Source organism: Sandaracinaceae bacterium, assembly GCA_016706685.1.
GTDB lineage: Bacteria > Myxococcota_A > Polyangia > Polyangiales > Houyiibacteriaceae > JADJJE01.
Map to the genome: position 1 here is coordinate 443,752 of JADJJE010000001.1, position 24,349 is coordinate 468,100.

Consider the following 24,349-nt stretch of genomic DNA (forward strand, 5'->3'; position numbering starts at 1 on the left):
GAGTGACCGATACATGAGTGCGAGAACGCTGCCAAAAAAGTTGCAGCGAAATAATTCGCGCCCGCGTCAGTGGGCCGCGACGAGCTCGCGTTCTTCACGCAAGCGCACGGTCACGCGGTCGGGTCGGCGCACGTTGTCGGCGTAGATATAGGCCGCGCGGGTCTCGCGAGCGTCCAGCGCGTCGAACACGCGGCGCAGCTTCTGCAGCCTGTCACGGAAGGGCCCGCGACCGAGCCGAACATAGGTGGTGTCGGCGCCCACGTAGAGGCTCAGCGAGTCGTCGGCCTCCACGTGGACCTCGGCGATGGGCTCGCGACGCCAGAGCCCCACCCCGCGGTAGTCGTGCATGACGGCCACGATCTCGAGCAGGATGCTGGCGCGGTAGGCACGGTCACGCACGAAGCGGTCGCGCGGGATGCCCACGATGACGGGCAGGTCCACCAGGTCCTCGGCGCCCAGCTGCTTGAAGACGGTGCCGTCTTCGCCCACCAGGTAGAGCTGGTCGAGCGCCAAGATGGCCACGGCGCGCCGCTCGCGCACGTCGATGGTGAAGGTGCCGGGGAGGCGACGCTGCACCTCCACGGTGGCGATCCACGGGTGCCGCGAGAGGCGCTCGCGCACGTCCTCCGGACCCAGCTCGAAGACGTTCTGGCCCACGCTGAGGCCACTGGCCTCGAGCAGCTCCGTCTCTTCGAGCTGCTCGTGGCCCGCGAACGTGATGGTACGGATGGCAAACGCAGGCGACGTGCGCACGTGCCGCTCGATCAGGCGCCCCACGGCGATGGTGCCGATGACGCAGGCCACCAGCACCACGAGCTTGGCGAGGATGCGAAGCGGGCCGCGCGTGCGCTGCCAGACACGGTCGCCGAAGCCGCGGATACTCGCGCGAAGCGCCACCATCCGGTTGGCGTTCGAGACACGCGGAACAGGTGGCGGAGCAGCCTTCTCGGGGACCACCGGTTCACGCGTGCGCTGGTTGCGCGGGGGCGGCGTGGACGTACGTGGCGGCGGTGTGCTCAGGGGTCCGGGCTGGACACTGGGCGCCGACGTACGTGCGCCGCCGCGTGGGCGTGCGCTGCCGCTCTCGGGCTCGGCCTGACCCTGCCGACGTCTGTTTGTCGCAACCATTCGAAGCGTGCTCTGGGACGCGCAGCCACCGTGCCGGGCGCCCTTGGGTCTTCTCGCGTGCGGGGTGCGCCGTGGTCAAGAAAGGGGTGCTGGAGGCGGGTTGGACCTCTGCCACGCGAGCTAGCGCCGCGCTCGGCGGGAGCGCCACAGACAGCCCAGGGCCAGCAGCAGGGCGAACGCCCAGGGTGCGCCACTGGCGGTGCCAGGAGCCACTGTGCAGCCGTCCCCTTGCGGGCATCGATTGATGGGGAACGTGAAGGCTGCGCTGCCGGACGTGTCTCCCGTGTCCCAGTCGACGTCGATGGTGGAGCCTTCCGGGTCAGGCGGGCCGCCAAAGCCGAGCGTGCCCACGTCTTCGGGCGGGATCGTCTCTGGCACCGTGCACGTGGGGCAGCCGCTGACGGACAGGGTCAGGCTGTCTGGGCAGTCGTTGTAGACCTCGAAGTCGTGGACGCCCGAGGTCATCAACGTGACGCAGGACGGAAGCTCGGTAGCGTCGTAGATCCACCGCGTCGGGGCGCAGGAGCTGGCGACGCCGGTACTAGAGGCCAGCAGGATGACCGTGAGAAGCAGCACTTGAACGAGCGGTCGGTAGGTCATGACGAGCAGTCTCCCTCTCGGTCGGGCGGCCCCGACGCTTGCGTCCTCAGGATACCAGGAGCCACCGCTCGTGCCCACCCGCGCGCGACGGCGACGAGCGCGAGCGCCGCGAAGACGGCCCAGGTCGAACGCTGCGTCGCTCCTGGCGCCGCCGCGCAGCCTTGCCAGTCTCGACACACGGTCGACCTCCTGTGCCGCGGCGCCTCGCAGCAGTCGCGGAGACGTTACCACGGGCGACACTCGGGCCCGCGTCAGAAAGGGTTGACCACCGGCGCGGGGTCGCCGCGGCACTCGGTCCCGGTGGGGGTGAGCGTGCACGACATTCCCGCCGGGCATGGCGGGTCGCAGTCGCCCGGCTCGCACAGCCCGTTCTCGCGGTTGCAGGAGAAGCCGGGCGAGCAGCGTCCCCAGCAGTCTCCGGTGATGCTGCGGTTCACCGCCGTCGCTGCCACCCCAATGGCGAGCCCACCCGCAGCGTCGCCGTACTCGCTGTCGCCGTAGTCGCCCGCGCCGCCGCAAGAGACCAGCGTTGCCGCTACCGCTCCATGGACGAGACCCCTGATCGTGCGACGCCACACGCTCCGAGTGTAGCGAGCCCGCAGGTGCCGTGCCCACCAAGATCTCGACGTGGACCTACGGAGCGGTGGTCATGTCGGCCAGCAGCTCGCGGCCCGTCTTGGTGATGTCGCCGGCGCCGAGCGTGAGCACCACGTCACCCGGCCGGATGCGCGCACGCATCGCCGCCACCAAGTCCTTGCGGTCGTTGATCAGCGTGACGTCGCGATGACCGTGCGCGCGAATGGCGTCCACCAGCGCAGCCGAGTCGGCGCCACGGATAGGCTCTTCGCCGGCCGCGTAAACATCGGTGAGGAACAGCACGTCGGCGCGGTTGAAGCAGCGCGTGAGGTCCAGGAAGCAGTCGCGGGTGCGCGTGTAGCGGTGTGGCTGGAAGGCCACGACCAGGCGGCGGCCGTAAGCGCGCTGCGCGGCGTCCAGGGTGACCTGCACCTCGGCGGGGTGGTGCCCGTAGTCGTCCACGATGGTGACGCCCTCGTGTTCGCCCACGATGGTGAAGCGCCGCTGCACGCCGCCGAACGTGCGCAGGGCCTCGCGCAGCTTGTCGTGCGGCACGCCCAGCTCGTCGGCCACCGCGATGGTGGCCAGCGCGTTGAGCACGTTGTGGATGCCGGGCATGCGCACCTCGAAGTCGCCCAGCGCCTCACCGCGGCGGAAGACCGAGAAGGTCATGGCCAGCCCGGAGAACTTGGGATTGCGCGCACGGTAGTCGGCCTGCGCGGCGAGCCCGTAGGTCACGATGCGCTTGTCGATGGACGGCAGGATGTCCTGCACGTTGGGGTGATCGAGGCAGGCCACCACCAGGCCATAGAAGGGCACGCGGTTGGCGAAGCCGATGAACGCTTCCTTCACGGCCTCGAGCGTGCCGTAGTGGTCGAGGTGCTCGGGATCGATGTTGGTGATGACCGCGATGCCCGGCGTGAGGTGCAGGAACGACCCGTCGGACTCGTCGGCCTCGGCCACCAAGAGGTCGCCCGCGCCGCTGGCCGCGCCGCTGCCGAGCGCGTTGAGCTTGCCGCCGATGACCACGGTGGGGTCCAAGCCCGCGTCACGCAGCACGGTGGCCACCAGCGACGTGGTGGTGGTCTTGCCGTGCGAGCCGGCGATGGCGATGCCGTCCTTGAGGCGCATCAACTCGCCCAGCATCTCGGCGCGCGGGATGACGGGCACGCCGCGCAGCCGCGCCTCCACGATCTCGGGGTTCTTGGGCGAGACCGCCGACGAGAAGACCACCACGTCCGCGCTGGCCACGTTCTCGGCCGCGTGACCGAGGGCCACCTTGGCGCCCTTGTCCACCAAGCGCGACGCGTAGTCATTCATGCGCAGATCGGAGCCGGTGACCTCGAAGCCGTAGTCCAGGAGCACCTCGGCGATGCCGCTCATGCCGACGCCGCCGATGCCGATGAAGTGGATGGACCGAATCTTTCCGCGAAACATGCTGCCTTGCTCTCTTCGGGCCGCGCGCGGCCCCGGGTCTCAGGCCCTCACTCCCAGCTGGCGTCGCCCACGGTGACGCGACGGCGCAGCGCGGGGGAAGGAGCCGAGAGGCACGCGCGGACGTCCCGCACGCGCGGGATGTAGGGGCGCACCCCGCGCAGGGACTTTGGAGCAAGCTCGGTGTCCTCGCCAGCGTCCGGCGGCGCGTCGTCGGTGGCCGGCTCGGTCTCGCTGGCCTCGAGGGGCTCGCTCCCGCCGCCGCCACGCACGTCGTCCCAGCCCAGCCAGTCGCACACGTCGTCCACGATGGCGGCGGCCGCGTCGGGGCGCCCACGGCCACGCGCCGCATCGGACATGCGGCGGCGCAGGGCAGCGTCCCCCAGCAGCTGGCGCACGGTGGCGGCGAGGCCGTCGGCGGTGAGGGCCTCTTCGCGGATACAGATAGCGGCGCCGGCAGCCTCGAGCGCCTCGGCGTTCTTGCCTTGGTGGTCGTCGGCGGCGAAGGGGAACGGGATGAGCACGGAGGGGCGCCCCACGGCGCAAATCTCGGCGAGGGTGGTGGCCCCTGCGCGGCCGATGATGAGCGTGGCGTTCGCGTAGGCGCGCGCCATGTCGTCGATGAAGCTCTTCACCTCGGCGTCCACACCCAGCTCGCGGTAGCGCGCCTCCACCTCGTCGCGCATGGCGGCGCCGGTCTGGTGCACCACGCGCACCTTGGCGTCGCGCAGGCCCGCCTTGGCGAGCGCCTCGGGGATGGTCTGGTTGAGCGCACGCGCACCCTGCGAGCCGCCCAGCACCAGGATGTCGGTGGCCCGCGCCTCGAAGCCGATCGGGTCGGTCACGGCCCGCTGCGCCGCGCTCACGAAGTCGCGCCGTACGGGGTTGCCCACCAGCCGCGCTCGCTCCGTGCCAAAGCGCTCGACGGTCTCGTCGAAGGTCACGTAGGCGCGGCCCACGCGGCCTGCCAGCAACCGGTTGGTGAGGCCCACGTGCGCGTTCTGCTCCAGCAGTGCGGTGGGCACACCCAAGCGCGACGCGGCCAGCAGCAGCGGCCCCGAGGCATAGCCGCCCACCCCCAGCACGAGGTCCGGCGCGAAGTCGCGCACCAGCGTGGTGGCGCGGCCGAGCGCGCCCGGCAGTCGCGCCACGCTCTTGAGCAGCGCGATGGGGTTCTGCCCCTTGAGCGGCGTCACCTCCATGGTCTCGAGGCGCTCTCCGCGCGCAGGGATCACGCGCGCTTCGATGCCGCGCTCGGTGCCCACGAAGAGCACCTCGACATGGCTGTCGCGCCGCCGCAGCTCTTCGATGACCGCGATGCCCGGGAACAGGTGCCCGCCCGTACCGCCGCCCGCCACGATGATCTTCCGACTCATGCTGCGCTCCCTCTCGGCCGCCCGCTCAACGTGGCGGGCCGCGCTCGCGGGCCTCGCTCGTTGACGGGTCGACCGCGCCCTTGGGTTTCGTCCGTGCTCGTCACCGCGTCGGGTTTCGCCCCCCTCCGCGGTGCCTTGTCTTTGACCTGATTGCGCGGCGCGCCTTCGTCGTCCGCTTGCGCCGTGATCGCGCTCACGTCGCGCGGACGCGACACGTTCAGCAACAACCCCACGGCCGCGCAGTTCACCAACAGCGAAGAGCCGCCGTACGACACGAAGGGCAGCGTGAGGCCCTTGGTGGGCAAGAGCCCTAGCGCCACCGAGAGGTTGGTGAACGCCTGCAGGCCCACGAAGAGCGTGACGCCCGTGGCCAGGTAGGTGCCGTAGTCGTCCGCCGCGTTCATGGCCGCGCGCAACCCGCGATAGACCAGCAGCACGAACGCCAGCAGCAGCACGCTCACGCCCAGCAGGCCCAGCTCTTCGCCCACGATGGCGCTGATGAAGTCGGTGTGGGCCTCGGGCAGGAACGCGTGCTTCTGACGGCTGTCGCCGATGCCCACGCCCCACATGCCTCCCTGCGCGAAGCTGATGAGCGACTCGGCGATCTGGTAGCCCACGCCGGCGCGGTCCGCGAAGGGGTTCACGAACGCCTCGATGCGGCGCATGCGGTACTCGGAGTTCGTGATCAGCGCATACGCCAGGGGGATGCCGATGGCCGCCGCGCCGAGAATGTAGTTGACGCGGGTGCCGGCCGTGAAGAGCAGCACCACGGTGAGCACGCCGATCATGACGGCGCTGCCGAAGTCCGGCTGCATTTGGCACAGCAGCATGAACACGCCCGCCACCAGGATGTGCGGCAGGAAGCCGATCTTGAAGTCGCGCAGCTGGTCGCGCTTCTTCGAGAGCGAGTACGAAAGGTAGAAGATGATGGCCAGCTTGGCGATCTCGGCCGGCTGCACGCGCACCACCTTGAGGTCGATCCAGCGCGCCGCGCCGCCCACGGTGCGGCCGCCTCCGAGAGCCACCACCACCAGCAGCGCGAAGGCCGCCATCAAGATGGGGTAGGTGACGTACGCCGCCTGGTAGCGGTGGTAGTCCACGCGCGCGACGATCACCATGATCCCGAGCCCCACCACGGCATAGATGGCCTGACGGATGAGGTAGTGATAGCCGTCGTCGAACAAGCTGGTCGCGAGCGAGCCGCTGGCGCTGTAGACCATCACCACGCCGAAGAAGACGAGCCCGATGATGGTGGCGGCCAAGACCACGTCGGCCGTGCCGGTCACGCGCGGGAAGCGGCCCGCTGGAGCCTGCTTCGGTGTGGCGACCGGGGCCGCGACGCTGTCCGGCGCCCCGGGGCGCATGGAGACGTTGCGGGTGACCACGCGCGGCTCCGTGCCATCCGGCCGGGACTCGCGCGCACGCGTTGGCGCGCTGACCGCGGCCTCCTCGGCGCGCGCTTCACGAAGGGCGCGGAAGCGGTCGAGCACGCTCATGGCTGCCCTCCCCCGCTCTCGGCGAGCTGCTTGACGGCGCGCTGGAAGTCACGGCCGCGCTCGGCGTAGCCGCCGTACCAATCGAAGCTGCTGCAGGCGGGCGCGAGCACCACCACGTCACCGGGTTGCGCCAGCTCGGCGGCGGCCTTCACCGCGGCGTCCATACTGGTGGCCTCGGCGCGCGGCAGCGGCTCGCCCTCGAACGCCGCGCGCAGGAGCGGCGTGGCGTCGCCAATCAGCACGGCGGCACGGCCCCGCACGCGCATGGCTTCGACCAGCGGCGCGTAGCTGCCGCCCTTGTCACGCCCGCCCGCGATGACCACCACGCGCCCGCCGGTGCTGTCGAGCTCCGAGAGCCCGTCGAGCGCCGCCACGGCCGCGCCCACGTTGGTGGCCTTCGAGTCGTCGTAGAAGGTGACGCCGAGAGACGAGACCACGTGCTGCATGCGGTGCGAGAGCCCGGGGAACTCACGCAGCACGGCCGTGATGACGGCCGCGTCGATGCCCAACGAGCGCGCCGCGAGCGCCGCCGCACAGGCGTTGTCCACGTTGTGCCCGCCGCGGATCTTGAGCTCGGCCGTGGGCAGCGCGAGGCCGCTCACGGTGTCCACGATGACGCCGTCCACCACGCCCACGCCCTGGTCGCTGCCGGCGGCGGCCCGCCCGAAGAAGCGCGGGACAGCCGGCGTATGCTGGGCCTCGAAGGCCTCACGGCAGAGCGCGTCACCCGCCGGCAGGATGGCGAAGTCCGCGGCCCCCTGGCGCTCGAAGATGCGCGCCTTGGCGGCCACGTAGTCCGCGAAGCCGGTGTAGCGGTCCAGGTGGTCGTCGGTGACGTTGAGCAGCAGGGCCACGTGGCAGCGCAGGTGCGTCACGCGCTCCAGCTGGAAGCTGCTCAGCTCCACCACCACCACGCCCTCTGGCCCAGCGGCGGGCGTGCCCACCACCTCCACCAGCGGCCGCCCCAGGTTGCCGCCCACGAAGGTGGGCAGCCCCGCGCGCTCGCACATCTGGCCGATGAGCGTGGTGACCGTGCTCTTGCCGTTGGTGCCGGTGATGCCCACGATGCGGCCCGTCACGAACCACGAGGCCAGCTCGATCTCGCTCGAGATGGGAACCCCCGCGCGCTCGGCCTCGGTCAGCGCCGCGAGCGGCGGCACCCCCGGCGACACCACGATGTGGTCCACCGCGGTGAACAGCTCGACCGGATGTCCCCCCGTGACCAGCTCGGCACCGAGCGCGCGGACGTCGGCAGCCCTCGCGCCCAGCTCCGCCTCGGAGCGCAGGTCGTTGACACACACGCGCGCGCCCTGCTCCACCAGCAAACGCGCCGCGGCGAGGCCGCTCGTGCCGAGGCCGACCACCAGGAAGCGCTTTCCGCGGATGTGGATGGGCGCCGTCATTCGCTCACCGCAGCTTCAGCGTGGCGAGGCTCGCCACGGCCAGCATGATGGAGATGATCCAGAAGCGGACGATGACCCGCGGCTCGGGCCAGCCCTTCTTCTCGAAGTGGTGGTGGATGGGCGCCATCAGGAAGATGCGCTTGCCCCCCGAGAACTTGAAGTAGCCCACCTGGATGATGACGCTGACGGCCTCCACCACGAAGATGCCGCCCAGCAGGATGCTGAGCAGCTCGTTCTTGGTGGTGACGGCCAGCGCGCCGAGACCGCCGCCCAGCGCCAGCGAGCCCACGTCGCCCATGAAGACCTGCGCGGGGTACGTGTTGTACCAGAGGAAGCCGAAGCCACACCCGATGACCGAAGCGCAGTAGATGGGCAGCTCGCTGGCCGCGTCCACCGACGGGATGTCCAGGTACGCGGCCACGTTGTTGCCGAAGAAGATGAGGCCCGCGAGGTACGCGAGGATGGCGTAGGTCCCTGCGTTGACCATGACCGGGCCGATGGCCAGGCCGTCGAGGCCGTCGGTCAGGTTCACGGCGTTGCTGGTGCCCACCATCACGAACGACGCGAAGATCACGTAGAGCCACGCGGGCAGCTCGATGGGGTGCTTGTCGAACGCCAGGAAGGGCACCGAGAGGCGCAGGCGCACCTCGATCCAGTCGGCGGGGAGACCCGCCTCGCCCATGAAGAGCCAGCCGCACACCCCGAGCGCCACGCCGAACTGCAGCAGCAGCTTGTAGCGACCGGCGAGGCCGCCCGTGCTCTTCTTCTGGACCTTGGCGGCGTCGTCTACATAGCCCACCACGCCGTAGGCCGCGGTCACCGCCGTCACCACCCACACGAGCGGGTTGGCGGGGTCCGCCCAGAGCACCGTGGCCGTCACCAGCGCCAGCAGCATGAGCGCGCCACCCATGGTGGGCGTGCCGGCCTTGCTGAAGTGCGACTCGGGCCCCTCGCGCCGCACCACCTGCCCAATCTGCTTGCGCTGCAGGCGGCGGATGAACCACGGGTAGAGCCCGAAGGTCAGCAGCATGGCCGTCATGGTGGCGCACAGCACGCGGAACGGGACGTAGCGCAGCACGTTCAGGAACGAGAGTTCCGGGTGCGTGTGCAGCGGGTACAGCCAGTAGTAGATCATGGGTGTGCCCCATCGGTGGCGCGGTCTGCGTGCCCAGTGAGCGCCGCGACCACGCGCTCCATGGCCATGGAACGTGAGCCCTTCACCAGCACCACGTCCCGGTCGCGGACCAGCGCCAGCGCTGCCAGGGCAGCCGCCTCGCTGCTGCCGGTCTCGTGGACCTGCACCCCGCGCTCGCGCGCCGCCCTCGCCGCCGCCCGCATCTCGGGCCCGGTGGTGATGAGTAGCCGCGCCTTCAGGCCAGCCAGCATGCTGCCCACGGCGCGGTGCTCGCCGAGGCTGCTGCGGCCCAGCTCGCGCATGTCACCCAGCACGACCACCAGCGGACGCCCGCCCTCGCTGGCGATGCGCGCCGCGGTCTTGATGGCCATCGCCGTGCTGGCGGGGTTCGCGTTGTAGGTGTCGTCCAGCACCAGGCGTTCGCCCGCCAGGGGGCGAGGCACCAAGCGGCCGGGCTCGGGCTCCACCGCGGCCAGCGCGTGGAAGCTGTGGTGCGCCACGAAGCCGAGGGCCTCCAGCACGGCTGCCACGGCGGCGATGTTCTCGGCCGCGGCGTCGCCGATCATGCGCAGCCGGAGCTCCAGCTGCGCGCCGGGATCACGCTCGTCGGGCGCGCGCTCGAGGGCGATGCGCGTGCCGCTCGCGTCGAGCGAGACCACCTGGGCGCGCCACAAATTGCCCGGCCCGAGGCCGTAGCGCACCTTGCGGAGCGCTGGCGAGCGGTCGAGCTGACGCGCCACGTGCTCGTCGTCGCCACATCCCACGGCCACCTGGTGGGGTGCGAGCGCGGCGAAGAGCGCGCCCTTCTCCACGGCCACGTCTTCGAGCGTGCCGAGCCCTGCGGTGTGTGCGATGGCCACGTGCGTGACCACGCCGACGTCGGGCTGGGCGATGGCCGCCAGGCGCGCGATCTCTCCCGGCTCGCTGGTGCCCATCTCGATGACCGCGTGGTCGTAGCGCTCATCCAGCACGAACAGCGTCATGGGCACGCCCACGCGGTTGTTCAGGTTGCCCGGCGTGGCCCACACGCGCGTGCCCACGCCCGCGAGGCCCGCCGCCATGAGCCGCTTGGTGGTGGTCTTGCCCATGCTGCCGGTGATGCCCACCACGCGCCCGGGCCACGCCGCACGGTGTGCGCGCGCGAGCTCACCCAGCGCGAACAGCGTGTCGTCCACGGCCACGCCGCGCAGGCTCGGGTGCTCGCTGAGCGCCGGGTGTCCCTTGCGCACCAGCACGAACGCGCCGGCAGCCTCGGCCGCGCCCAAGAAGGCGTGGGCGTCGTGCCGGTCGCCCGCGAGCGCCACGAACAGGCGGCCCGGCGTGAGCCGCCGCGAGTCCAAGGTCACGCCGACCGCCACGTCGGCTCCCGAGGTGCCCGGCAGCAGCTGTCCGCCCGTGAGGGTGGCCACCTGATCGAGGCTGAAGCGCGCCTGGTTCTCGGGGATCGCGGTCGCCATCAGCCCTGCCTCCGTGCTCGCGCGGCGAGCGCTGCGGCCGCCTCGACGCGGTCGTCGAAGGGCACCTTGGTGGTCCCGAAGATCTGGTAGTCCTCGTGACCCTTGCCGGCGATCAACACCGTGTCGCCGGGCTGCGCGCTACGGATGGCCAGCGCGATGGCCTCGCGCCGGTCCACCACACGGGTGTAGGCGCGCGTGGCGTCCGAGAGCCGGTCCGGCGAGACGCTGGCGATGCCCGTGGAGGCGAAGCCCGCCTCGACGTCGTCGAGGATGCGCTCGGGCTCCTCGGTGCGCGGGTTGTCGCTGGTGAGCACCACCAGGTCGCTCGCCACGCAGGCGGCCTGCGCCATGAGCGGACGCTTGCCGCGGTCGCGGTCGCCGCCGCAGCCGAACACGGTGATCAGCCGCTGCGGGCTCAGCGCGCGCAGCGCCTGCACGGTGCGCTCGAGCGCGTCGGGCGTGTGCGCGTAGTCCACGAACACCGCCACGTCCTCCTCACACGGCACGCGCTCGAGGCGACCGGGCGCGCCCACCAGCGTGGCGCAGGCGGCCACCGCGTCGGCATACGGCACGCCCACGGCGGCGGCACAGCCCAGCGCCACCAGCAGGTTCTCGAGGTTGTGCGCGCCCACCATGGGGCTGTCGAGCGTGTGCTCGCCGTCCGGCGTGTGCAGCGTGGCGCGCATTCCGGCTCGCGTCATCGACCAGGCCAGCACGCGCAGCGGCGCGTCGCTCTCGGTCCGCACGGAGCAGCGCAGCACGTGACCCTGGGCGCGCTCGGCCAGCGCGGCACCGAAGGCACCATCCACGCAGATGACGCTGGCGCGCGGCGCGTACTGCGTGAAGAGCAGCGCCTTGGCCTCGCCGTAGGCCTCCATGCTGGGGTGGAAGTCCAGGTGGTCCTGCGAGAGGTTCGTGAAGCCGCACACGGCGAAGCGCGTGCCCAACACGCGCTGCAGCTCGAGCCCGTGGCTGGACACCTCCATCACGAGGTGGCTCGCGCCCGCGCTCACGGCCTGCGCCAGGTAGCGCACCAGGTCGTCGGCCTCTGGCGTGGTGTAGCCCGACGTGGTGGTGTACCCCGGCCCGCGCACCGCCACAGTCCCGATCAGGCCAACGCGCTTGCCCGCCGCCATGAGGATGGCCTCGAGCAGGTAGCTGGTGGTGGTCTTGCCGTTGGTGCCGGTGATGCCCACCACCTCGAGCGCGGAAGAGGGCTCGCCATAGACCAGGTGGGACGCCAGCGCGAGGCCGCGACGCACGTCGGACGCGAGCAACTGGGGGAGCGCGAGGCCCTCGATGGGCGCGCTGGTCAGCACCGCGCAAGCCCCTGCACGCGCGGCCGCGTGCGCGAACTCGCCACCGTCCACGTGCTCGCCCGGCAGCGCCACGAACAGGTCGCCGTGCGAAACACGACGTGAGTCGCGCTGCACGCCCGTCACGGCCACGGCAGCGTCGCCCTGTAGGGACTCGGCCACGCGCGAGCGCACCAGCTCCGCCAGGGTGACCGGCACCGCACGAGGGCGCAGCGGGCTCACAGCGGCCTCCCGGACGTTGCCCCGGCGGCGGGTGGAGCGCTGGCCAGCGTTCCGGTCTGCTCGGGCTCGATGGCCTCGTCCACGTCAAAGCGCGGGCGCTGCAGCACGAGGCGCACGGGCGCGGCAGCCGTCCCGAACGCGCCCGGTGCGGGCTCCTGGGCCACCACGATTCCGGAGCCCTCGAAGCGCGGCATCAGCCCCTCGCGATGCAGGGTGATCAGCGCCGCGCGGGCGCTCATGCCGCGCACGTCGGGGACCAACACCTCGCCCTCTTGGGGCTCGCGGTGGGCAATGGCCGGAACGGGCGGCAACGTCCCGGCATAGGCGTCGCGCGCCGCGACCACGCCCTCGTCACCGCTCACGCCGTCGTCGTTGCCCAGCGCTCCGGCGCCTTCGGTCACGCCCTCGGGCGCACGGCCCTCACGCGCGGCACGAGCCGCCTCGCGGGCTGCGATGCGAGCGTCACGCCGCGCACGCTGCAGCCGCGCCGAGTGCTCGGCCAGCGCCTGGCCGCCACCGTTGGGGGGCACGCCCAGGTGACGCAGGGCCGCCTCACCCACACGACGGAACACCGGCCCGGCCACGATGCCACCGGCGTGCGCGATGAGCGGCTCGTCGATGACCACCGAGATGACCAGGCGCGGGCTCTCCGCCGGCACGAAGCCCACGAACGACGACAGCCACTGGTCGCGCGCGTAGCCGCCGGTGACGTAGTCCGCCTTCTGCGCCGTGCCCGTCTTGCCCGCGACCAGGTAGCCATCGATAGCGGCCTCGATGCCGGTGCCGCCGGGCCCGGTGACCGCGGTCATCATGTCCGCCACCAAGCGCGCCGTGGCCGTGGGGATGACCTGCCGGCGCACCTGCGGGAGGTTGTCCTCCACGAGCTCGCCGTCGGCGTCGTGGACGCGGCGGATCAAGGTGGGCCGCATCAGGCGCCCGCCGTTGGCGATGGCGCTCATGGCCGTGGCCATCTGCACCGACGTGACGCTCATGCCCTGCCCGAACGAGATGGTGGCCGCGTCCATCTCGTACCAGCGCCGGTAGTGGCGCAGCACGCCGCCGGTCTCGCCGGGGAGCGGCAGGCCCGTCTGCTCACCAAAGCCGAAGCGACGCATGGCGCGGTAGAGCCCGCTTCGCCCCATGGTGGCCGCGATGCGGGCCGTGCCGATGTTGCTGGAGAAGGCGATGATCTGCGCGGGCGTCAGGTTCTGGTAGTGGTGCGAGTCACGGATGGTGTTCTCTTCGTCCACCACCATCTGGCCGTCGCCGCAGTCGAACGTCTGGTTCGCGCGGATGGTGCCCGCGGCCAACGCGCCCGCAATCGTGAAGGGCTTGACCGTGGAGCCCGGCTCGAAGCGGTCGGTCACCGCGCGGTTGCGGCGGGCGCTGACATCGAAGCGCCCCGGCGAGTTGGGGTCGAAGGTGGGGTAGTTGGCCAGCGCCAGGATCTCGCCCGTGTTCGGGTCCATCACCACCACGTGCCCGGCGCGCGCCTCGAAGGTCTGCACCGCCAGCGCCAGCTCGCGCTCGGCGATGTGCTGGATGGTCTTGTCGATGGTGAGCGTGATGTCCTGCCCGCGCTGCGTGGTGCTGTCCAGGAGGTGGTCCGAATACACCACGCGCCCACGGCGGTCGCGCACGGCCTCGAACTCGCGCTCGGGTCCACGCAGGCGCTCTTCCATGAAGAGCTCGATGCCCTCGATGCCCTGCCCGTCCACGTTGGCGAAGCCCAGCACGTGCGACGCCAGCTCGCGGTTGGGGTAGAAGCGCCGCGCCTCCTGCTCGAGACGCACGCCGGGGATGGCCAGCGCCTCGATGCGCTCCGCCTGCTGCGGCGTCACGTGCCGCTTGATGAACGCGAAGGCGCGGTCTTCGCTGAGGCGGCGCGCCACGGTCTGCACGTCCAGTCCACGGATGACGGTGGCCAGCTGCTGCGCGGTGGCCAGCGGATCGCGACCTGCGGCGCGCAGCTCGCGTGGGTTGGCCGTGACGGTGTCCACGTCCACGCTGACGGCGAGCTCGGCGCCGTGACGGTCGTAGATGGTCCCGCGCTTGGGCGAGAGGCGCACGTTGCGCGTCTGCAGCCGCTGCACGTGCTCGCGGATGACGGGCGCCTCCGCGATCTGCACCGAGTACGCGCGCAACAGCACGCGGCCCGCGAAGCCAGCGAGCAAGAGCCCCAGGAACGCGATGCGCACCTTCAGCCAGCGACGCCGCGCGAAGGGCAGGTTGTTCATCGCACCCTACCCGCGGTGGCCCGCCTGTGCGCTTCCTCGTTGCCGATGGGGATGATGCGCGCCGGCGTGGGCACGCTCATCTCGAGCGAGCCGCGCGCCACTGTCTCGATGCGCGCCGCCTGACGCAGCGTGGCCGCCTCGAGCGACAGCTGCCTGCGGCTCTCCACCAGGGTGCGCTGCTCACGGCGGGCGTCGCCCACGCTGTAGCCCAAGCGCACCACCTCGGCGCGGATGGAGAGGTGCACCACCACCGCAGCGGCGCTGGCCACCACGGCAGCGAACCACAGCACCAGGAAGCGCGCGTTCATGGCGCCACCTCGCGCGGCACGCGGCGGGCGACGCGCAGCTTGGCCGTGCGTGCGCGCGGGTTGGCAGCTAGTTCGGCCTCGCCCGCGATGACGGGCCGCTTGGTGGTGGGCGTCAGGCGCGGGTCATCCCGAAAGGCCCACTTCACGATGCGGTCTTCCAACGAGTGGAACGAGATGATGGCCGCGATGCCGTCGTCCTCGAGCACGTCCGGCAGCGCCGCCACCAGCGCGGTCAGCTGGTCCAGCTCGCGGTTCACGGCCAGGCGCAGCGCCTGGAACGTGCGGGTGGCCGAGTCGATCTTGCCGCTGCGCGGACCCATGACGCGCACCACGGCCGCGCGCAGGTCACCGGTGGTGCGCAGCCGCCCCTCTTCCTGGGCGTTCTTGATCGAGCGGGCGATCGGGCGCGAGCGGCGCTCCTCGCCGAGCTCGTAGATCACGTTGGCCAGTGCGTCCGCGTCGAGGCGCGCGATGAGTTCTTCGGCGGTCTCGCCCGACGAGGAGTCCATGCGCATGTCGAGCGGGCCGTCCTGTCCGAACGAGAAGCCGCGCTCCGGAAGGTCTAGCTGCGGGCTGCTGACGCCGACGTCGGCCAGCACGCCGTGCACCCGAGAAAGCCCCGCGTCCGCCAGCACGGTGGGCAGCTGCTCGAAGGTGGCGTGCACGATGGTGGCTCGGCCGCCGAAGGGAGCCAGCCGGCTGTGCGCCGCAACGAGCGCGGCCGGATCGCGATCGATGCCGATCAGGCGACCGTCGGGACCCGAGCGCAGCAGGATGCCTTCGGCGTGCCCGGCCCCACCCAGGGTGCAGTCGGCATAGACCCCTCCAGCACGCGGCGCGAGGGCCTCGAGGGTCTCTTCATAGAGCACCGGGACGTGGCTGAATGCGCTCACAGCCCCAGCTCCGCGAGCCGCTTGGCCATGGCCTCACGCTCGTCTTCGGCCGAGAGCGCTCCGTCACGCATGCTCTCGAACGTCCCGAGGTCCCACAGCTCGATGTAGCGGCCCATACCGGCCCACAGCGCCTCGCGGCCAAGGTTTGCGTGCTTGCGCAGCCCGCGGGAATGAGCAGGCGGCCCACTTTGTCGACCTCGCACTCCACCGCGCCAGACACGTAGATACGGCGCAGCATGGCCACGCTGCGGTCGAACTGCGGCAGCTGCGCCAAGCGCTCTTCGAACGCGAGCCACTCGCTCATGGGATACGCGACGAGGCAGGCCTCGAGCCCGGTGGTCACCACCAAGCGTGCGTCCCCCTTGGTGTTGAGCACCTCACGAAACGCGGCGGGAAAGGACGTGCGTCCTTTCGCATCTATCGCGTGCTCGTAGCGGCCTCGAAACAACCTTGCGTCCTTCTATCTGGGGGTCTGTGGCGACCGGGGCGGTGACCCCGGCTGGGGATGATGGCACCGCTTGGCACCTTTTACCACTAGGGTCCGAACGTACGGCCGCAGATTTCCAAAAGTCAACTTCCTAGGCCGTGCATCGCCGATGAATACGGCACATTCAGCGGGCGAACGTCGAATGGATCAAGGTGGATCAAGGTGGATCGACATCGCCACCACGTGACATTCGATCAGTGCTTTTGAGCCACTGAAACCGGATAGAGTGGCGCGATGCTTCCGCATGAACCGTCGCTGCCCGAGCCTCTGGCCCACGCGTGGGAAGCGGTGCGCGCCGACTGGCAGAGCGAGGCGCGCCACGCGGCCTTCATCGAGCTGTGCGCCCAGCAGCAGCGGCTGCCCGACGCCGGAGCGCTCTACCGGGGGGTGAAGGAGCGTGAGCCCGCGCACGCCGAGCAGGCCGAGCAGCAGCTGCAGCGCATCATGGCGCGGGCCCTGGTCATGCTGGCCCAACAGGCGCCCCAGCCCGTGGCCCCCGGCGCCCGGCGCTACGTGCTGCTGCTGGCCGTGCTCGTGGCGGGGTTGCTCATGGGCTCGGCCATCTTCGCCGCGACACGCTTGGTTTCTGAAGGCAGCAGCTGATAGTCTCGGCGAACGCTTCCATGCAGCTGGACTTCAACGCGCGCGAGCTGACGATCAAGCTGGTCTACTACGGCCCGGCCTTGAGCGGGAAGACCACCAACCTGCAGGCCATCCACACGCTGGTGGACTCCCACGCCAGCGGCCGTCTGATGACGCTCGAGACGCGTGACGACCGCACGCTGTTCTTCGACCTGTTGCCGCTGTCCTTCGAGGCCGGCGGGCTCACCATCCGCATCAAGCTCTTCACGGTGCCGGGGCAGGTCATCCACAACGCCACGCGTCGGTTGGTGCTGCAGGGCGCCGATGGCGTGGCGTTCATCGCCGACTCGCAGGTCGCCGAGACCGCGGCCAACCGCGACGCCTTCCTCAACATGCAGGAGAACCTGCGCGAGAACGGCCTCGACCCGGACCAGGTGCCGCTGGTCATCCAGTTCAACAAGCGCGACATGCCGAACGTGCGCACGGACGCCGAGCTGGACCGCATGGCAGAGCGCGGGAAGGAGCCGGTCTTCAAGGCCGTCGCGCTGCGCGGCGTGGGCGTGCTGGAGACGCTGCTGGGCCTGCTCGAGCACACGTTCGCACACCTCGAGCGGCTGCACGCGCTCGAGACCAAGTTCGGCCTCAAGCAGTCCACGTTCATGGCCGAGGTGCGGCAGCGCCTGGAGACGGGGCGCCCATGAGCCTCGAGACCAGCGCCACGCGGGGTGCCATCGACATCGCCCTCGGCGACGTCGCCAAGCTCGAAGAGGTGGTGGACCGCGAAGCACTCACGCAGGTCTGTCGCTCGTTCTTCGACCTCTTCTCGCTCAGCGTGCGCATCTTCTCGAGCTCGGGCGTGCTGCTGGCAGACGTCCACGAAGAGCAGAGCATCTGCCGCTACGTGAACACCCTGCCTGGCGGCCGCGACGCGTGTCGCTCCGTGGTGGCCGGCGTGCGGAACGCGCCCATGAGCCCGGAGATCGTGGGGCATCCGTGCTTCACCGGGGCCGTCTACCGCATCGTCCCCATCCTCTACCAAGGGCGCTCCGTGGGGCGCATCGTGCTGGGCCCGTACCTGCCCGCGGACACTCGAGAGGTGCCCGCCGCGCTCTTGGCCGTGGACCCGGGCATCGAGCAGCACGAGGCGCGTGACCGCCTGGCGCAGCTGCCCCGCGTCCGCACCGAGACCAGCGACCGCATCATCGAGCACCTGCGCGGCATCCTGGATCTGCTGCTGTTCAGCAGCCACCGCGCGCACCTCACCAGCGAGATGCACGTGGCCAGCGTGCGCGAGAGCTTCCGCGAGCTGGCCGAGAAGAACGACCGGCTCACCGCAGCCTACGAGCGGCTCAAGGAGCTGGACCGCCTCAAGAGCAACTTCCTGGCCACGGTCAGCCACGAGCTGCGCACCCCGCTCACCAGCATCATCGGGTACTCGGAGATGCTGGAGTCCGGCATGGTGGGCGAGCTCAACACCGAGCAGCAGGAGTTCGTGCACACCATCTTCGAGAAGGGGGACCAGCTGCTCGCGCTGATCACCACCCTGCTCGACCTGTCCAAGATGGACCAGAGCTCGCTTCGGCTCGACCGCGTGCCCGTGGACGCGAAGCTCCTGCTCGGGGACGTCCAGTCCAACATCGCGCCCGTGGCCAACAAGCGCGGCATCCGCGTGGAGACCAAGGTCGAGCCCGACCTCCCGCACCTCGACGGCGACTTGGTGCGCCTGCGCCAGGTGCTCTTCAACCTCGCGGACAACGCGGTGAAGTTCACGCCCGACGGGGGCCGCGTGGAGCTCGTGCTGGCGCGCGACGTCATCGAAGACGAAACGTCGGGCATGGGCGCCGTGCTCATGGGGGGCGACTCCGTGCCCGCGCTGCGCTTCGACGTACGCGACTCGGGCATCGGCATGGCCAAGAACGAGCTCACGCGCATCTTCGACGCGTTCTACCAGGTGGACGGAAGCTCCACGCGGGAGCACGGTGGCGCCGGCCTCGGGCTGAACATCGCCAAGCGCATCGCCGAGGCGCATGGCGGGCGCATCAGCGTCACCAGCGAGCTGGGCGTGGGGACCACGTTCTCGGTGCTGCTGCCCACCGTGCGCTAGCGCATGGACGAGTTCGAGTTCATCTCCGCCCTGACCGAGCGCTTCACGCGCGACGGCGCGGCAGGTGCTCCCTGGTGGACATCGGCGACGACGCAGCGGTGCTGCACGCGGACGCGCGACCGCTGGTGGTGAGCGTGGACGCATCGGTGGAGGGCGTGCACTTTCTGCGAGACTTCGCGCCGGCGGAGGACCTGGGCTATCGGGCGCTGATGGCGGCGGCCAGCGACCTGGGTGCCATGGGCGCCGACCCGGAGTCTGCGCTGCTGGCCCTGATCATCGCGCCGGGCACGCCGCGCGACTGGCTGCTCGCTCTGGCAGACGGCTACGCCGAGGCCGCCGAGGTGTGTGGCCTGCGCGTGGTGGGTGGCAACGTGAGCCGCGGTGACGCCCTCTCGATGACCACGACCGTGCTCGGGCGCATGCCCGAAGGCACGTTGCCCCTTCGGCGCCAGGGCGCCCGCGTGGGGGACGACGTCTACGTGAGTGGCCCCGTGGGCAGCGCCGCGCTCGGTCTGGCCGCCATCCGGGCCGGCACCACGGACCACGACGGCGCGACGCGCGAGTGCATGCGACGCTGGCGTCGCCCGTGTGCTCGACTCTCCGTCGGTGCCGCGCTGCGTGGGTTGGCCACCAGCGCCATCGATCTGTCCGACGGACTGCTGCAAGACCTCACCCACGTGGCGCTGGCGTCGGGGGTGGGGCTCGAGCTCCGGCTGGCGGACATCCCCCGGGTGGCCGGCTTCGCCCAAGCGTGCGCCCACCATGGGCTCCAGCCCGAGGACACCGCGCTCACCGGCGGCGAGGACTACGAGCTGGCGTTCACCGCACCACGAGCGCAGCGCGAGCGAGTGGGCACGCTGCTCCCGGGCGTCTCACGCATTGGGGAGGTGGTGGCCACCCCGGGCGTGCGTGTATTGGACGCCCAGGGATGCCTGCGAGACGCGAACGGCCCCGCCGGCTTCCGCCACGAGTGGTAGCGGAGCGCCCTGCGGGGCCGTGCCGAAGCCGAGGTCGGCGGACGCGCCGAGGCCTCAGTTGCCGCGCGTGGTGCCCGTGATGTGGTCGGCGACGTTCGAGTGCGGGTCGTTGACCTCGGCGTCCGGGTCGGCGGTCACGGAGTCCACCAGCGCGTGGCCCTGGTTGGGGTTGCGCGGAGCCACGGGTCGCAGCTCGGTGAGGTTGGCCACGGTGGCGAGGTCCTCGTAGACCAGCGCGAAGGTGTGGCCGTTGTCCACGAAGCGCAGGCGTGTCGTCTGATCACGCCACTCGTACCAGCGCGTCTCGCGCCCGATCGTCTCGTAGAGCTGGCCCTCTTGGATCTGCGAGGGCCCGAAGCGCTCGATCATCTGGGCGCCGAAGTCCTCGAAGGACGTGCCCGCCACGACGCTGGGCAGGAACTGCCGGTACTGCTTCCACAGGCGGTTCTGGATGAAGAAGTAGTAGTCGTCTGCCTCGGCGGTGCGCCGCTGCATCATGGCTTCTTGGTTGTTGTGAGTGAACTCACCGCGCAGGTTGTTCGAGTCGTGACCGCTGACGGTCCCGTTGAACTCGAAGTAGCTGTCCATGATGCGGCGCACCGCGCGGCCCATCTCGGCGCGGGCGTTGTCTTCCTCGATGGCGCCGGGCGCGTCACGAATGATGGGCTCGTACTCGGCTTCGAGGGCCTCCCGCAGGAAACGCAGGGTGCGCTGGCGGGTCCAGCCCCACTGCAGCCCGTTGAGGGACGGCCGAATGGCCTCGCTCATGCGCACGCGTGCACGCTGCTGTTGAGCGGCCTGACCTTGCTGGCCGCCGCGGCGGCGCTGGGCGTCCACGTCGCCAGTGGGGACCAGCGTGGACAGACCGACCACCACGACGCCGGCGCGGATGAGAGTGGACTTCGAAAACGACATGAGACCTCCGGGGTCGGGATTCAACGGCAAGAGGGGGATCCTGCGCAACACTATAAAGAGGATACGCGCACCCGCAGTGAAAGCCCACTGCGGGTGCACGCACCGCTCAGGCACGCCCGCCGGCTGTGGAGGAGCAGTCGGGCACGGGTCAGACGCCGGAGCGGACCGTCCATTCAACGGTGGTGCTACGCGGGCGGAACCAGCCCCTCACGCTCCATGTCGAGGAAGAGCAGCGTGCCCCCTGCCACCGCAGCCGGCATGAAGAAGAGGTTCACCAGCGGGATCATGAGGAACAGGTACACCCCCGCCCCGAAGCCCAGCATGGGCAGGAAGCGCTGCCGGATGATGGCCGCGCGCCGCCGCACCCCGTAGCCGCGCCGTGTGGCCGGCCAGTCCACGTAGTCCACGGCGAAGTAGGTGGCCGTGAAGACGAAGCCGAAGACCGCATAGGCCAGCGCGCCCACCACGGGAATGAGGAACTGGAAGACGAACAACGGCAGCATCACGAACGCGTAGAGGATGAGCTTGGTGACCTCCACGCGCACCGTCCGGATGGTGTCGCGCAGCAGCGCCCGGAGCGTGAACGGAGGCCCCTCGACGCCAGTGACCCGGCGCTCCACCTCTTCGCTCAAGAGGTCGTTGAACGGAGCGGCGATGATGCTGGCGAGCGCGGCCACCACGAGCAGGGCCGCCGCACCCAGCAGGAACGTGAAGACCCAGTCGAAGACGGTGTGCGCCACGCGCTTCACCCCACCCCAGAAGCCGTCGTCGGTGGGGCTCGACCAGATGGCCTCCACCCAACCCGCGTGGTGCTGCCCCAACTGATAGAAGACCACCGTGAGCAGCCCGAGCGTGATCAGGATGGGGAAGATCCAGTAGCGGACCAGCCCGGGGTGCTGCAGGTAGACGAAGCGCGCGCCGCGGAAGGGGTAACGGAAGCCCGCCAGGAAGCCGAGCGTGAGGCGTGCCGGGGTGGCCGCCACATCCTTCACCACGCTGACGACCTTCTGGACGACAGGCGGCTCCGATGTCACGGGGCGAGGCCTCCCGCGAAGGGCAGGATGCCCTTCAGGTCGTCGTCGTTGAAGCGCAGCATCAGGCCCAGGAACACGTCGCGCGTGCCGTTGAGGGCGTCGTCCACGCCGGCCACCAGCCAGAAGCGGTTGACCAGCTCGAAGTTGAGGCGCGCGCGCAGGCGGGGCAGCGCTTGCACACCGATGGCGAAGGCGTCGATGTTGAGCTCGAAGCGGTCGTCCAGGATGTGCAGGTCGAGGCCTAGGCCGCCCGTGGACTCCATGATGCCCACGCGGAACGTGGCGAACGAGACCCGCTTGGCCAGCATGATGGTGAAGCGCAGCGCGTCCGAGCGTGTGATGGTGGTGCGCGTGTAGACCGGCGGGTCGTCCTCGCCGGCGGGGTTCTGGAACACGGTCTCGCGCCGGGTCCGCTCCGACCCGCGCGGGTCGTCCACCACCTGGATCAGGAAGTAGCGGCTCTCGCGCGGCTGCAGGCGCAGCGAGAAGTACGTCTTGAAGGTGTTCGCGAGCATGTTGAACTCGCTGCGGATCTCGAGGATGGTCTGGAGGCGCCCGATGCCGCCGAGGATGCCGCCGATGCCCTCGGCGATGCCCTCGACCTCGTCGATGAGGGTCTCGTCGGAGGTCAGGCGACCGATGGTGCCCTCGCCCCGCGCGGTGCGGTCGCTCACCTGCCGGACGTCGGCCAGCACGCGCTCCAGCTCCTCGGACGCGCGGTGAATGGAGGCCACCGTGTCGTCGCTCTCGCCGAGCGCGCGGTCGATGTCGGGGCGCCGCTCGTCGATGACCTGGTCCAGGTTGCGCGTGGCCGACTCCACGTTGTCGAGGATGCGGATGAGGCGCGGCCCTGCAGCCTCCGTGGCGTCCTCCACGTTGCGCAGGGTGTTGCCCACCACGGCCTCGTTGGCCTGGATGGTGCGGTTCACGGCCTCGAGCGCCTCGCTCAGGTTGAGCAGCGCGCTCTGCATGCGGTCGCCGGCTTCGTCCGTGCCGAAGGAGCGCTGCATCTGGGCGCTGACGTCCCGGATGTTGGTGGCGATTTCACTGACGGTGGTCAGAATCGCGTCCATGGAGGTGGGCTCTTGCGCCAGGAGGATCTGGCCGCCGTCGGGGATGAGCGGCTCGGTCACGCTACCCGGGTAGATGACCAGCAGCTTCTCCCCCAAGAGCGAAGCGCTTCGCATGGCTACCCGCGCGTCCTCGTGCAGCTCGATGCCCTCGTCCATCACGATGTCCACCCGCGCGCGGTTGCCCTCGAGGCGGATGGTGTCGATGTAGCCCACCGAGATGCCCGCGATGAGCACACGCGACTTGGGGATGAGGCCCTGCACATCGTCGAAGAGCGCGTAGACGGTGTAGCCCTCGTTCTCACCCGAGCGCTCGTCGACGTAGCGATAGACGGCGATGGCGACGAACGTCCCGATCACCACCATCAGGCCAACGCGGGCCGCCTTCCAAGTGTCATTCATCGATGCGGCGACATCCTAGCCGAAAACTGACACCGAGGTGCAAAGACCGGCGGACCCCGGGCGAAAACCGCCGGCCCATGGAGAGACTCCCGGCAGGCGCCGTGCGCTGTGGTGGTTGACCCGCCCGCGCGAGGGCCCGTATCGTCCGGGCTCGCTCAACGGTCGGACTCATTTTGCCTACATCGACGCCTCGCCACGCCCTCCCCCCCCTGGCCGCCATGCTCACGCTGGTGCTGGTGGGCTGCGACTTTCACCCTGGCAACCGAGAGGCGGACCCGGTGTTCACGTCGGACGAGGAGGGCAGCGCCACGCCGCCGCGCATCCCGGGCGCCACGTGTGGCGGGCCGTCGGACTGCGCCACCGACCAGGTGTGCCTCGAGGCCACCTGCGTGGGGGCCCGCACCAGCGTGAAGGCAGAGCTGCTGGCGGCCGCGGCGGCCCAGCAGTCCGAAGCCGGCGACGCAGCCGGTGCCGCTGCCAGCTACCAAGAGGCCATCGAGGCCTACGAGGCGGCCGAGATCACGCCACCGGGCGCGGTGTTGTGCCGCGCCGCGCAGAGCATCTTGAGCGTCACCCACCAGGCCGAGGGGCGCGAGCGTGCGGCACGCATGGCCGACCGCTGCCTGCGCCAGACGCTGCCCGGTGACCATCTGCGCGGCCGCGTCATCGCGGCCCTCGGGCGCATGCGCTACGACGGCCTCAACCTCGGGGCGTTCGACCTCCCGGAGGCGCCGGCCACGTTCTTCACGGAGACCCCCGCGCGGCCGGATCCCAACCGCGTGCAGGTCACCATCGAGGTGACCCCGCTCGAGAGCAGCTCGTTCGCGCCCATCATCGCCGCGCTCGAGGGCGAGGCAGCCAAGGCCGCGGCCCAAGACTGCTTCCTGCAAGACTGGGAAGTGCGCCACGAGCAGCAGGCGGCGGCCAGCTTCCAGGTGCGCTTCTCCTCGCGCTTGCGCGACATGGGTAGCTACGACGCGTACCCCGCGGAGCTGGAGCTGGTGCAGCAGTCGCTGGCGCAGGAAGGCTTCGAGCCGTGCTTGGCGCGGGTGCTGCCGGCCGTGGTGGAGCTGCCCGCCAGCCTCGGGCGGGTGGTGTCGTACGAGACGACCATGACCGTGAGCGCCACCCTCCAAGCGAGCGAGTGATCCCGCACGGCTGGGGCCGGCCCGGCCGGCGTGTGGCCAGAGGTGCGAC

The 24,349-nt window shown here is 70.6% G+C and carries 22 protein-coding genes; 5 read left to right on the forward strand and 17 right to left on the reverse strand.

What is annotated here, in order from left to right; all coding sequences use genetic code 11:
- Window positions 1–66 precede the first annotated feature (66 nt).
- From IPI43_01885 to IPI43_01950, 14 genes are all read right to left on the reverse strand, one after another.
- Window positions 67–957 (reverse strand): FtsQ-type POTRA domain-containing protein, encoded by an 891-nt coding sequence (locus IPI43_01885; protein MBK7772877.1) that lies wholly within the window; start codon window positions 955–957, stop codon window positions 67–69.
- Window positions 958–1,248: 291 nt separating this feature from the next.
- Window positions 1,249–1,728, reverse strand: coding sequence for a hypothetical protein (locus tag IPI43_01890; GenBank protein MBK7772878.1), 480 nt, complete (start codon window positions 1,726–1,728; stop codon window positions 1,249–1,251).
- Between the two features lie 251 nt (window positions 1,729–1,979).
- A complete protein-coding gene (locus tag IPI43_01895) occupies window positions 1,980–2,306 on the reverse strand; it encodes a hypothetical protein (GenBank protein MBK7772879.1) in 327 nt (108 codons plus the stop codon).
- A 55-nt stretch (window positions 2,307–2,361) separates the two neighbouring features.
- Complete coding sequence (locus IPI43_01900) at window positions 2,362–3,741, reverse strand: UDP-N-acetylmuramate--L-alanine ligase (protein ID MBK7772880.1); 1,380 nt, start codon at window positions 3,739–3,741, stop codon at window positions 2,362–2,364.
- A 47-nt stretch (window positions 3,742–3,788) separates the two neighbouring features.
- Window positions 3,789–5,114 carry an undecaprenyldiphospho-muramoylpentapeptide beta-N-acetylglucosaminyltransferase gene (gene murG, locus IPI43_01905; GenBank protein ID MBK7772881.1) on the reverse strand — a complete coding sequence of 442 codons (1,326 nt, stop codon included), beginning with the start codon at window positions 5,112–5,114 and terminating at the stop codon, window positions 3,789–3,791.
- The gene (gene ftsW / locus IPI43_01910; protein MBK7772882.1) at window positions 5,111–6,610 is read right to left on the reverse strand and encodes a putative lipid II flippase FtsW; all 1,500 of its coding nucleotides are present in this window, start codon (window positions 6,608–6,610) and stop codon (window positions 5,111–5,113) included. Before ftsW ends, murG begins: the two co-directional genes overlap by 4 nt.
- Entirely contained in the window at window positions 6,607–8,013 is a 1,407-nt protein-coding gene (gene murD / locus IPI43_01915) for a UDP-N-acetylmuramoyl-L-alanine--D-glutamate ligase (GenBank protein MBK7772883.1), read from the reverse strand. Before murD ends, ftsW begins: the two co-directional genes overlap by 4 nt.
- 4 nt (window positions 8,014–8,017) lie before the next feature.
- The gene (locus IPI43_01920; GenBank protein MBK7772884.1) at window positions 8,018–9,148 is read right to left on the reverse strand and encodes a phospho-N-acetylmuramoyl-pentapeptide-transferase; all 1,131 of its coding nucleotides are present in this window, start codon (window positions 9,146–9,148) and stop codon (window positions 8,018–8,020) included.
- Complete coding sequence (locus tag IPI43_01925; protein MBK7772885.1) at window positions 9,145–10,605, reverse strand: UDP-N-acetylmuramoyl-tripeptide--D-alanyl-D-alanine ligase; 1,461 nt, start codon at window positions 10,603–10,605, stop codon at window positions 9,145–9,147. The genes IPI43_01920 and IPI43_01925 overlap by 4 nt, the downstream gene beginning before the upstream one ends.
- On the reverse strand, window positions 10,605–12,119 hold the full coding sequence (locus tag IPI43_01930) for a UDP-N-acetylmuramoyl-L-alanyl-D-glutamate--2,6-diaminopimelate ligase (protein MBK7772886.1): 1,515 nt from the start codon (window positions 12,117–12,119) through the stop codon (window positions 10,605–10,607). Before IPI43_01930 ends, IPI43_01925 begins: the two co-directional genes overlap by 1 nt.
- A gap of 20 nt (window positions 12,120–12,139) precedes the next feature.
- Window positions 12,140–14,380, reverse strand: a complete 2,241-nt coding sequence (locus IPI43_01935; GenBank protein ID MBK7772887.1) for a transpeptidase family protein — start codon at window positions 14,378–14,380, stop codon at window positions 12,140–12,142.
- Window positions 14,377–14,688 carry a cell division protein FtsL gene (locus IPI43_01940; protein ID MBK7772888.1) on the reverse strand — a complete coding sequence of 104 codons (312 nt, stop codon included), beginning with the start codon at window positions 14,686–14,688 and terminating at the stop codon, window positions 14,377–14,379. The genes IPI43_01935 and IPI43_01940 overlap by 4 nt, the downstream gene beginning before the upstream one ends.
- A complete protein-coding gene (gene rsmH, locus IPI43_01945; GenBank protein ID MBK7772889.1) occupies window positions 14,685–15,581 on the reverse strand; it encodes a 16S rRNA (cytosine(1402)-N(4))-methyltransferase RsmH in 897 nt (298 codons plus the stop codon). The genes IPI43_01940 and rsmH overlap by 4 nt, the downstream gene beginning before the upstream one ends.
- Window positions 15,547–16,029, reverse strand: coding sequence for a division/cell wall cluster transcriptional repressor MraZ (locus IPI43_01950; GenBank protein MBK7772890.1), 483 nt, complete (start codon window positions 16,027–16,029; stop codon window positions 15,547–15,549). The genes rsmH and IPI43_01950 overlap by 35 nt, the downstream gene beginning before the upstream one ends.
- Window positions 16,030–16,302: 273 nt before the next feature.
- Here IPI43_01950 and IPI43_01955 point away from each other — a divergent pair, with 273 nt between their 5' ends.
- The 4 genes from IPI43_01955 to thiL all read left to right on the forward strand — a co-directional run bounded on the left by IPI43_01955 (window position 16,303) and on the right by thiL (window position 19,731).
- Window positions 16,303–16,671: a hypothetical protein gene (locus IPI43_01955; protein MBK7772891.1), complete on the forward strand. Its 369-nt coding sequence runs from the start codon at window positions 16,303–16,305 to the stop codon at window positions 16,669–16,671.
- 20 nt (window positions 16,672–16,691) lie between these two features.
- Window positions 16,692–17,351, forward strand: coding sequence for a gliding motility protein (locus tag IPI43_01960; protein MBK7772892.1), 660 nt, complete (start codon window positions 16,692–16,694; stop codon window positions 17,349–17,351).
- A complete protein-coding gene (locus IPI43_01965) occupies window positions 17,348–18,754 on the forward strand; it encodes a PocR ligand-binding domain-containing protein (GenBank protein ID MBK7772893.1) in 1,407 nt (468 codons plus the stop codon). Before IPI43_01960 ends, IPI43_01965 begins: the two co-directional genes overlap by 4 nt.
- A 74-nt stretch (window positions 18,755–18,828) precedes the next feature.
- A complete protein-coding gene (thiL, locus tag IPI43_01970; protein ID MBK7772894.1) occupies window positions 18,829–19,731 on the forward strand; it encodes a thiamine-phosphate kinase in 903 nt (300 codons plus the stop codon).
- A 54-nt stretch (window positions 19,732–19,785) separates the two neighbouring features.
- Here the strand turns inward: thiL and IPI43_01975 are convergent, their stop codons facing one another.
- The 3 genes from IPI43_01975 to IPI43_01985 all read right to left on the reverse strand — a co-directional run bounded on the left by IPI43_01975 (window position 19,786) and on the right by IPI43_01985 (window position 23,152).
- A complete protein-coding gene (locus tag IPI43_01975; protein ID MBK7772895.1) occupies window positions 19,786–20,646 on the reverse strand; it encodes a hypothetical protein in 861 nt (286 codons plus the stop codon).
- 185 nt (window positions 20,647–20,831) lie between these two features.
- Window positions 20,832–21,680, reverse strand: coding sequence for an EI24 domain-containing protein (locus IPI43_01980; GenBank protein ID MBK7772896.1), 849 nt, complete (start codon window positions 21,678–21,680; stop codon window positions 20,832–20,834).
- A complete protein-coding gene (locus IPI43_01985; GenBank protein ID MBK7772897.1) occupies window positions 21,677–23,152 on the reverse strand; it encodes an MCE family protein in 1,476 nt (491 codons plus the stop codon). Before IPI43_01985 ends, IPI43_01980 begins: the two co-directional genes overlap by 4 nt.
- Window positions 23,153–23,370: 218 nt before the next feature.
- On the opposite strand from IPI43_01985, the gene IPI43_01990 reads away from it, so the two are divergent.
- Entirely contained in the window at window positions 23,371–24,300 is a 930-nt protein-coding gene (locus tag IPI43_01990) for a hypothetical protein (GenBank protein ID MBK7772898.1), read from the forward strand.
- Window positions 24,301–24,349: the final 49 nt, after the last annotated feature.

What these genes read in the sequence shown, in the direction of transcription:
- IPI43_01890 (MBK7772878.1), bottom strand. Translation starts at nt 1,728, where the DNA reads ATGACCTACCGACCGCTCGTTCAAGTGCTGCTTCTCACGGTCATCCTG.
- IPI43_01900 (MBK7772880.1), bottom strand. Translation starts at nt 3,741, where the DNA reads ATGTTTCGCGGAAAGATTCGGTCCATCCACTTCATCGGCATCGGCGGC.
- murG (MBK7772881.1), bottom strand. Translation starts at nt 5,114, where the DNA reads ATGAGTCGGAAGATCATCGTGGCGGGCGGCGGTACGGGCGGGCACCTG.
- ftsW (MBK7772882.1), bottom strand. Translation starts at nt 6,610, where the DNA reads ATGAGCGTGCTCGACCGCTTCCGCGCCCTTCGTGAAGCGCGCGCCGAG.
- murD (MBK7772883.1), bottom strand. Translation starts at nt 8,013, where the DNA reads ATGACGGCGCCCATCCACATCCGCGGAAAGCGCTTCCTGGTGGTCGGC.
- IPI43_01920 (MBK7772884.1), bottom strand. Translation starts at nt 9,148, where the DNA reads ATGATCTACTACTGGCTGTACCCGCTGCACACGCACCCGGAACTCTCG.
- IPI43_01925 (MBK7772885.1), bottom strand. Translation starts at nt 10,605, where the DNA reads ATGGCGACCGCGATCCCCGAGAACCAGGCGCGCTTCAGCCTCGATCAG.
- IPI43_01935 (MBK7772887.1), bottom strand. Translation starts at nt 14,380, where the DNA reads ATGAACAACCTGCCCTTCGCGCGGCGTCGCTGGCTGAAGGTGCGCATC.
- IPI43_01940 (MBK7772888.1), bottom strand. Translation starts at nt 14,688, where the DNA reads ATGAACGCGCGCTTCCTGGTGCTGTGGTTCGCTGCCGTGGTGGCCAGC.
- IPI43_01955 (MBK7772891.1), top strand. Translation starts at nt 16,303, where the DNA reads ATGCTTCCGCATGAACCGTCGCTGCCCGAGCCTCTGGCCCACGCGTGG.
- IPI43_01960 (MBK7772892.1), top strand. Translation starts at nt 16,692, where the DNA reads ATGCAGCTGGACTTCAACGCGCGCGAGCTGACGATCAAGCTGGTCTAC.
- IPI43_01965 (MBK7772893.1), top strand. Translation starts at nt 17,348, where the DNA reads ATGAGCCTCGAGACCAGCGCCACGCGGGGTGCCATCGACATCGCCCTC.
- IPI43_01975 (MBK7772895.1), bottom strand. Translation starts at nt 20,646, where the DNA reads ATGTCGTTTTCGAAGTCCACTCTCATCCGCGCCGGCGTCGTGGTGGTC.
- IPI43_01985 (MBK7772897.1), bottom strand. Translation starts at nt 23,152, where the DNA reads ATGAATGACACTTGGAAGGCGGCCCGCGTTGGCCTGATGGTGGTGATC.
- IPI43_01990 (MBK7772898.1), top strand. Translation starts at nt 23,371, where the DNA reads ATGCTCACGCTGGTGCTGGTGGGCTGCGACTTTCACCCTGGCAACCGA.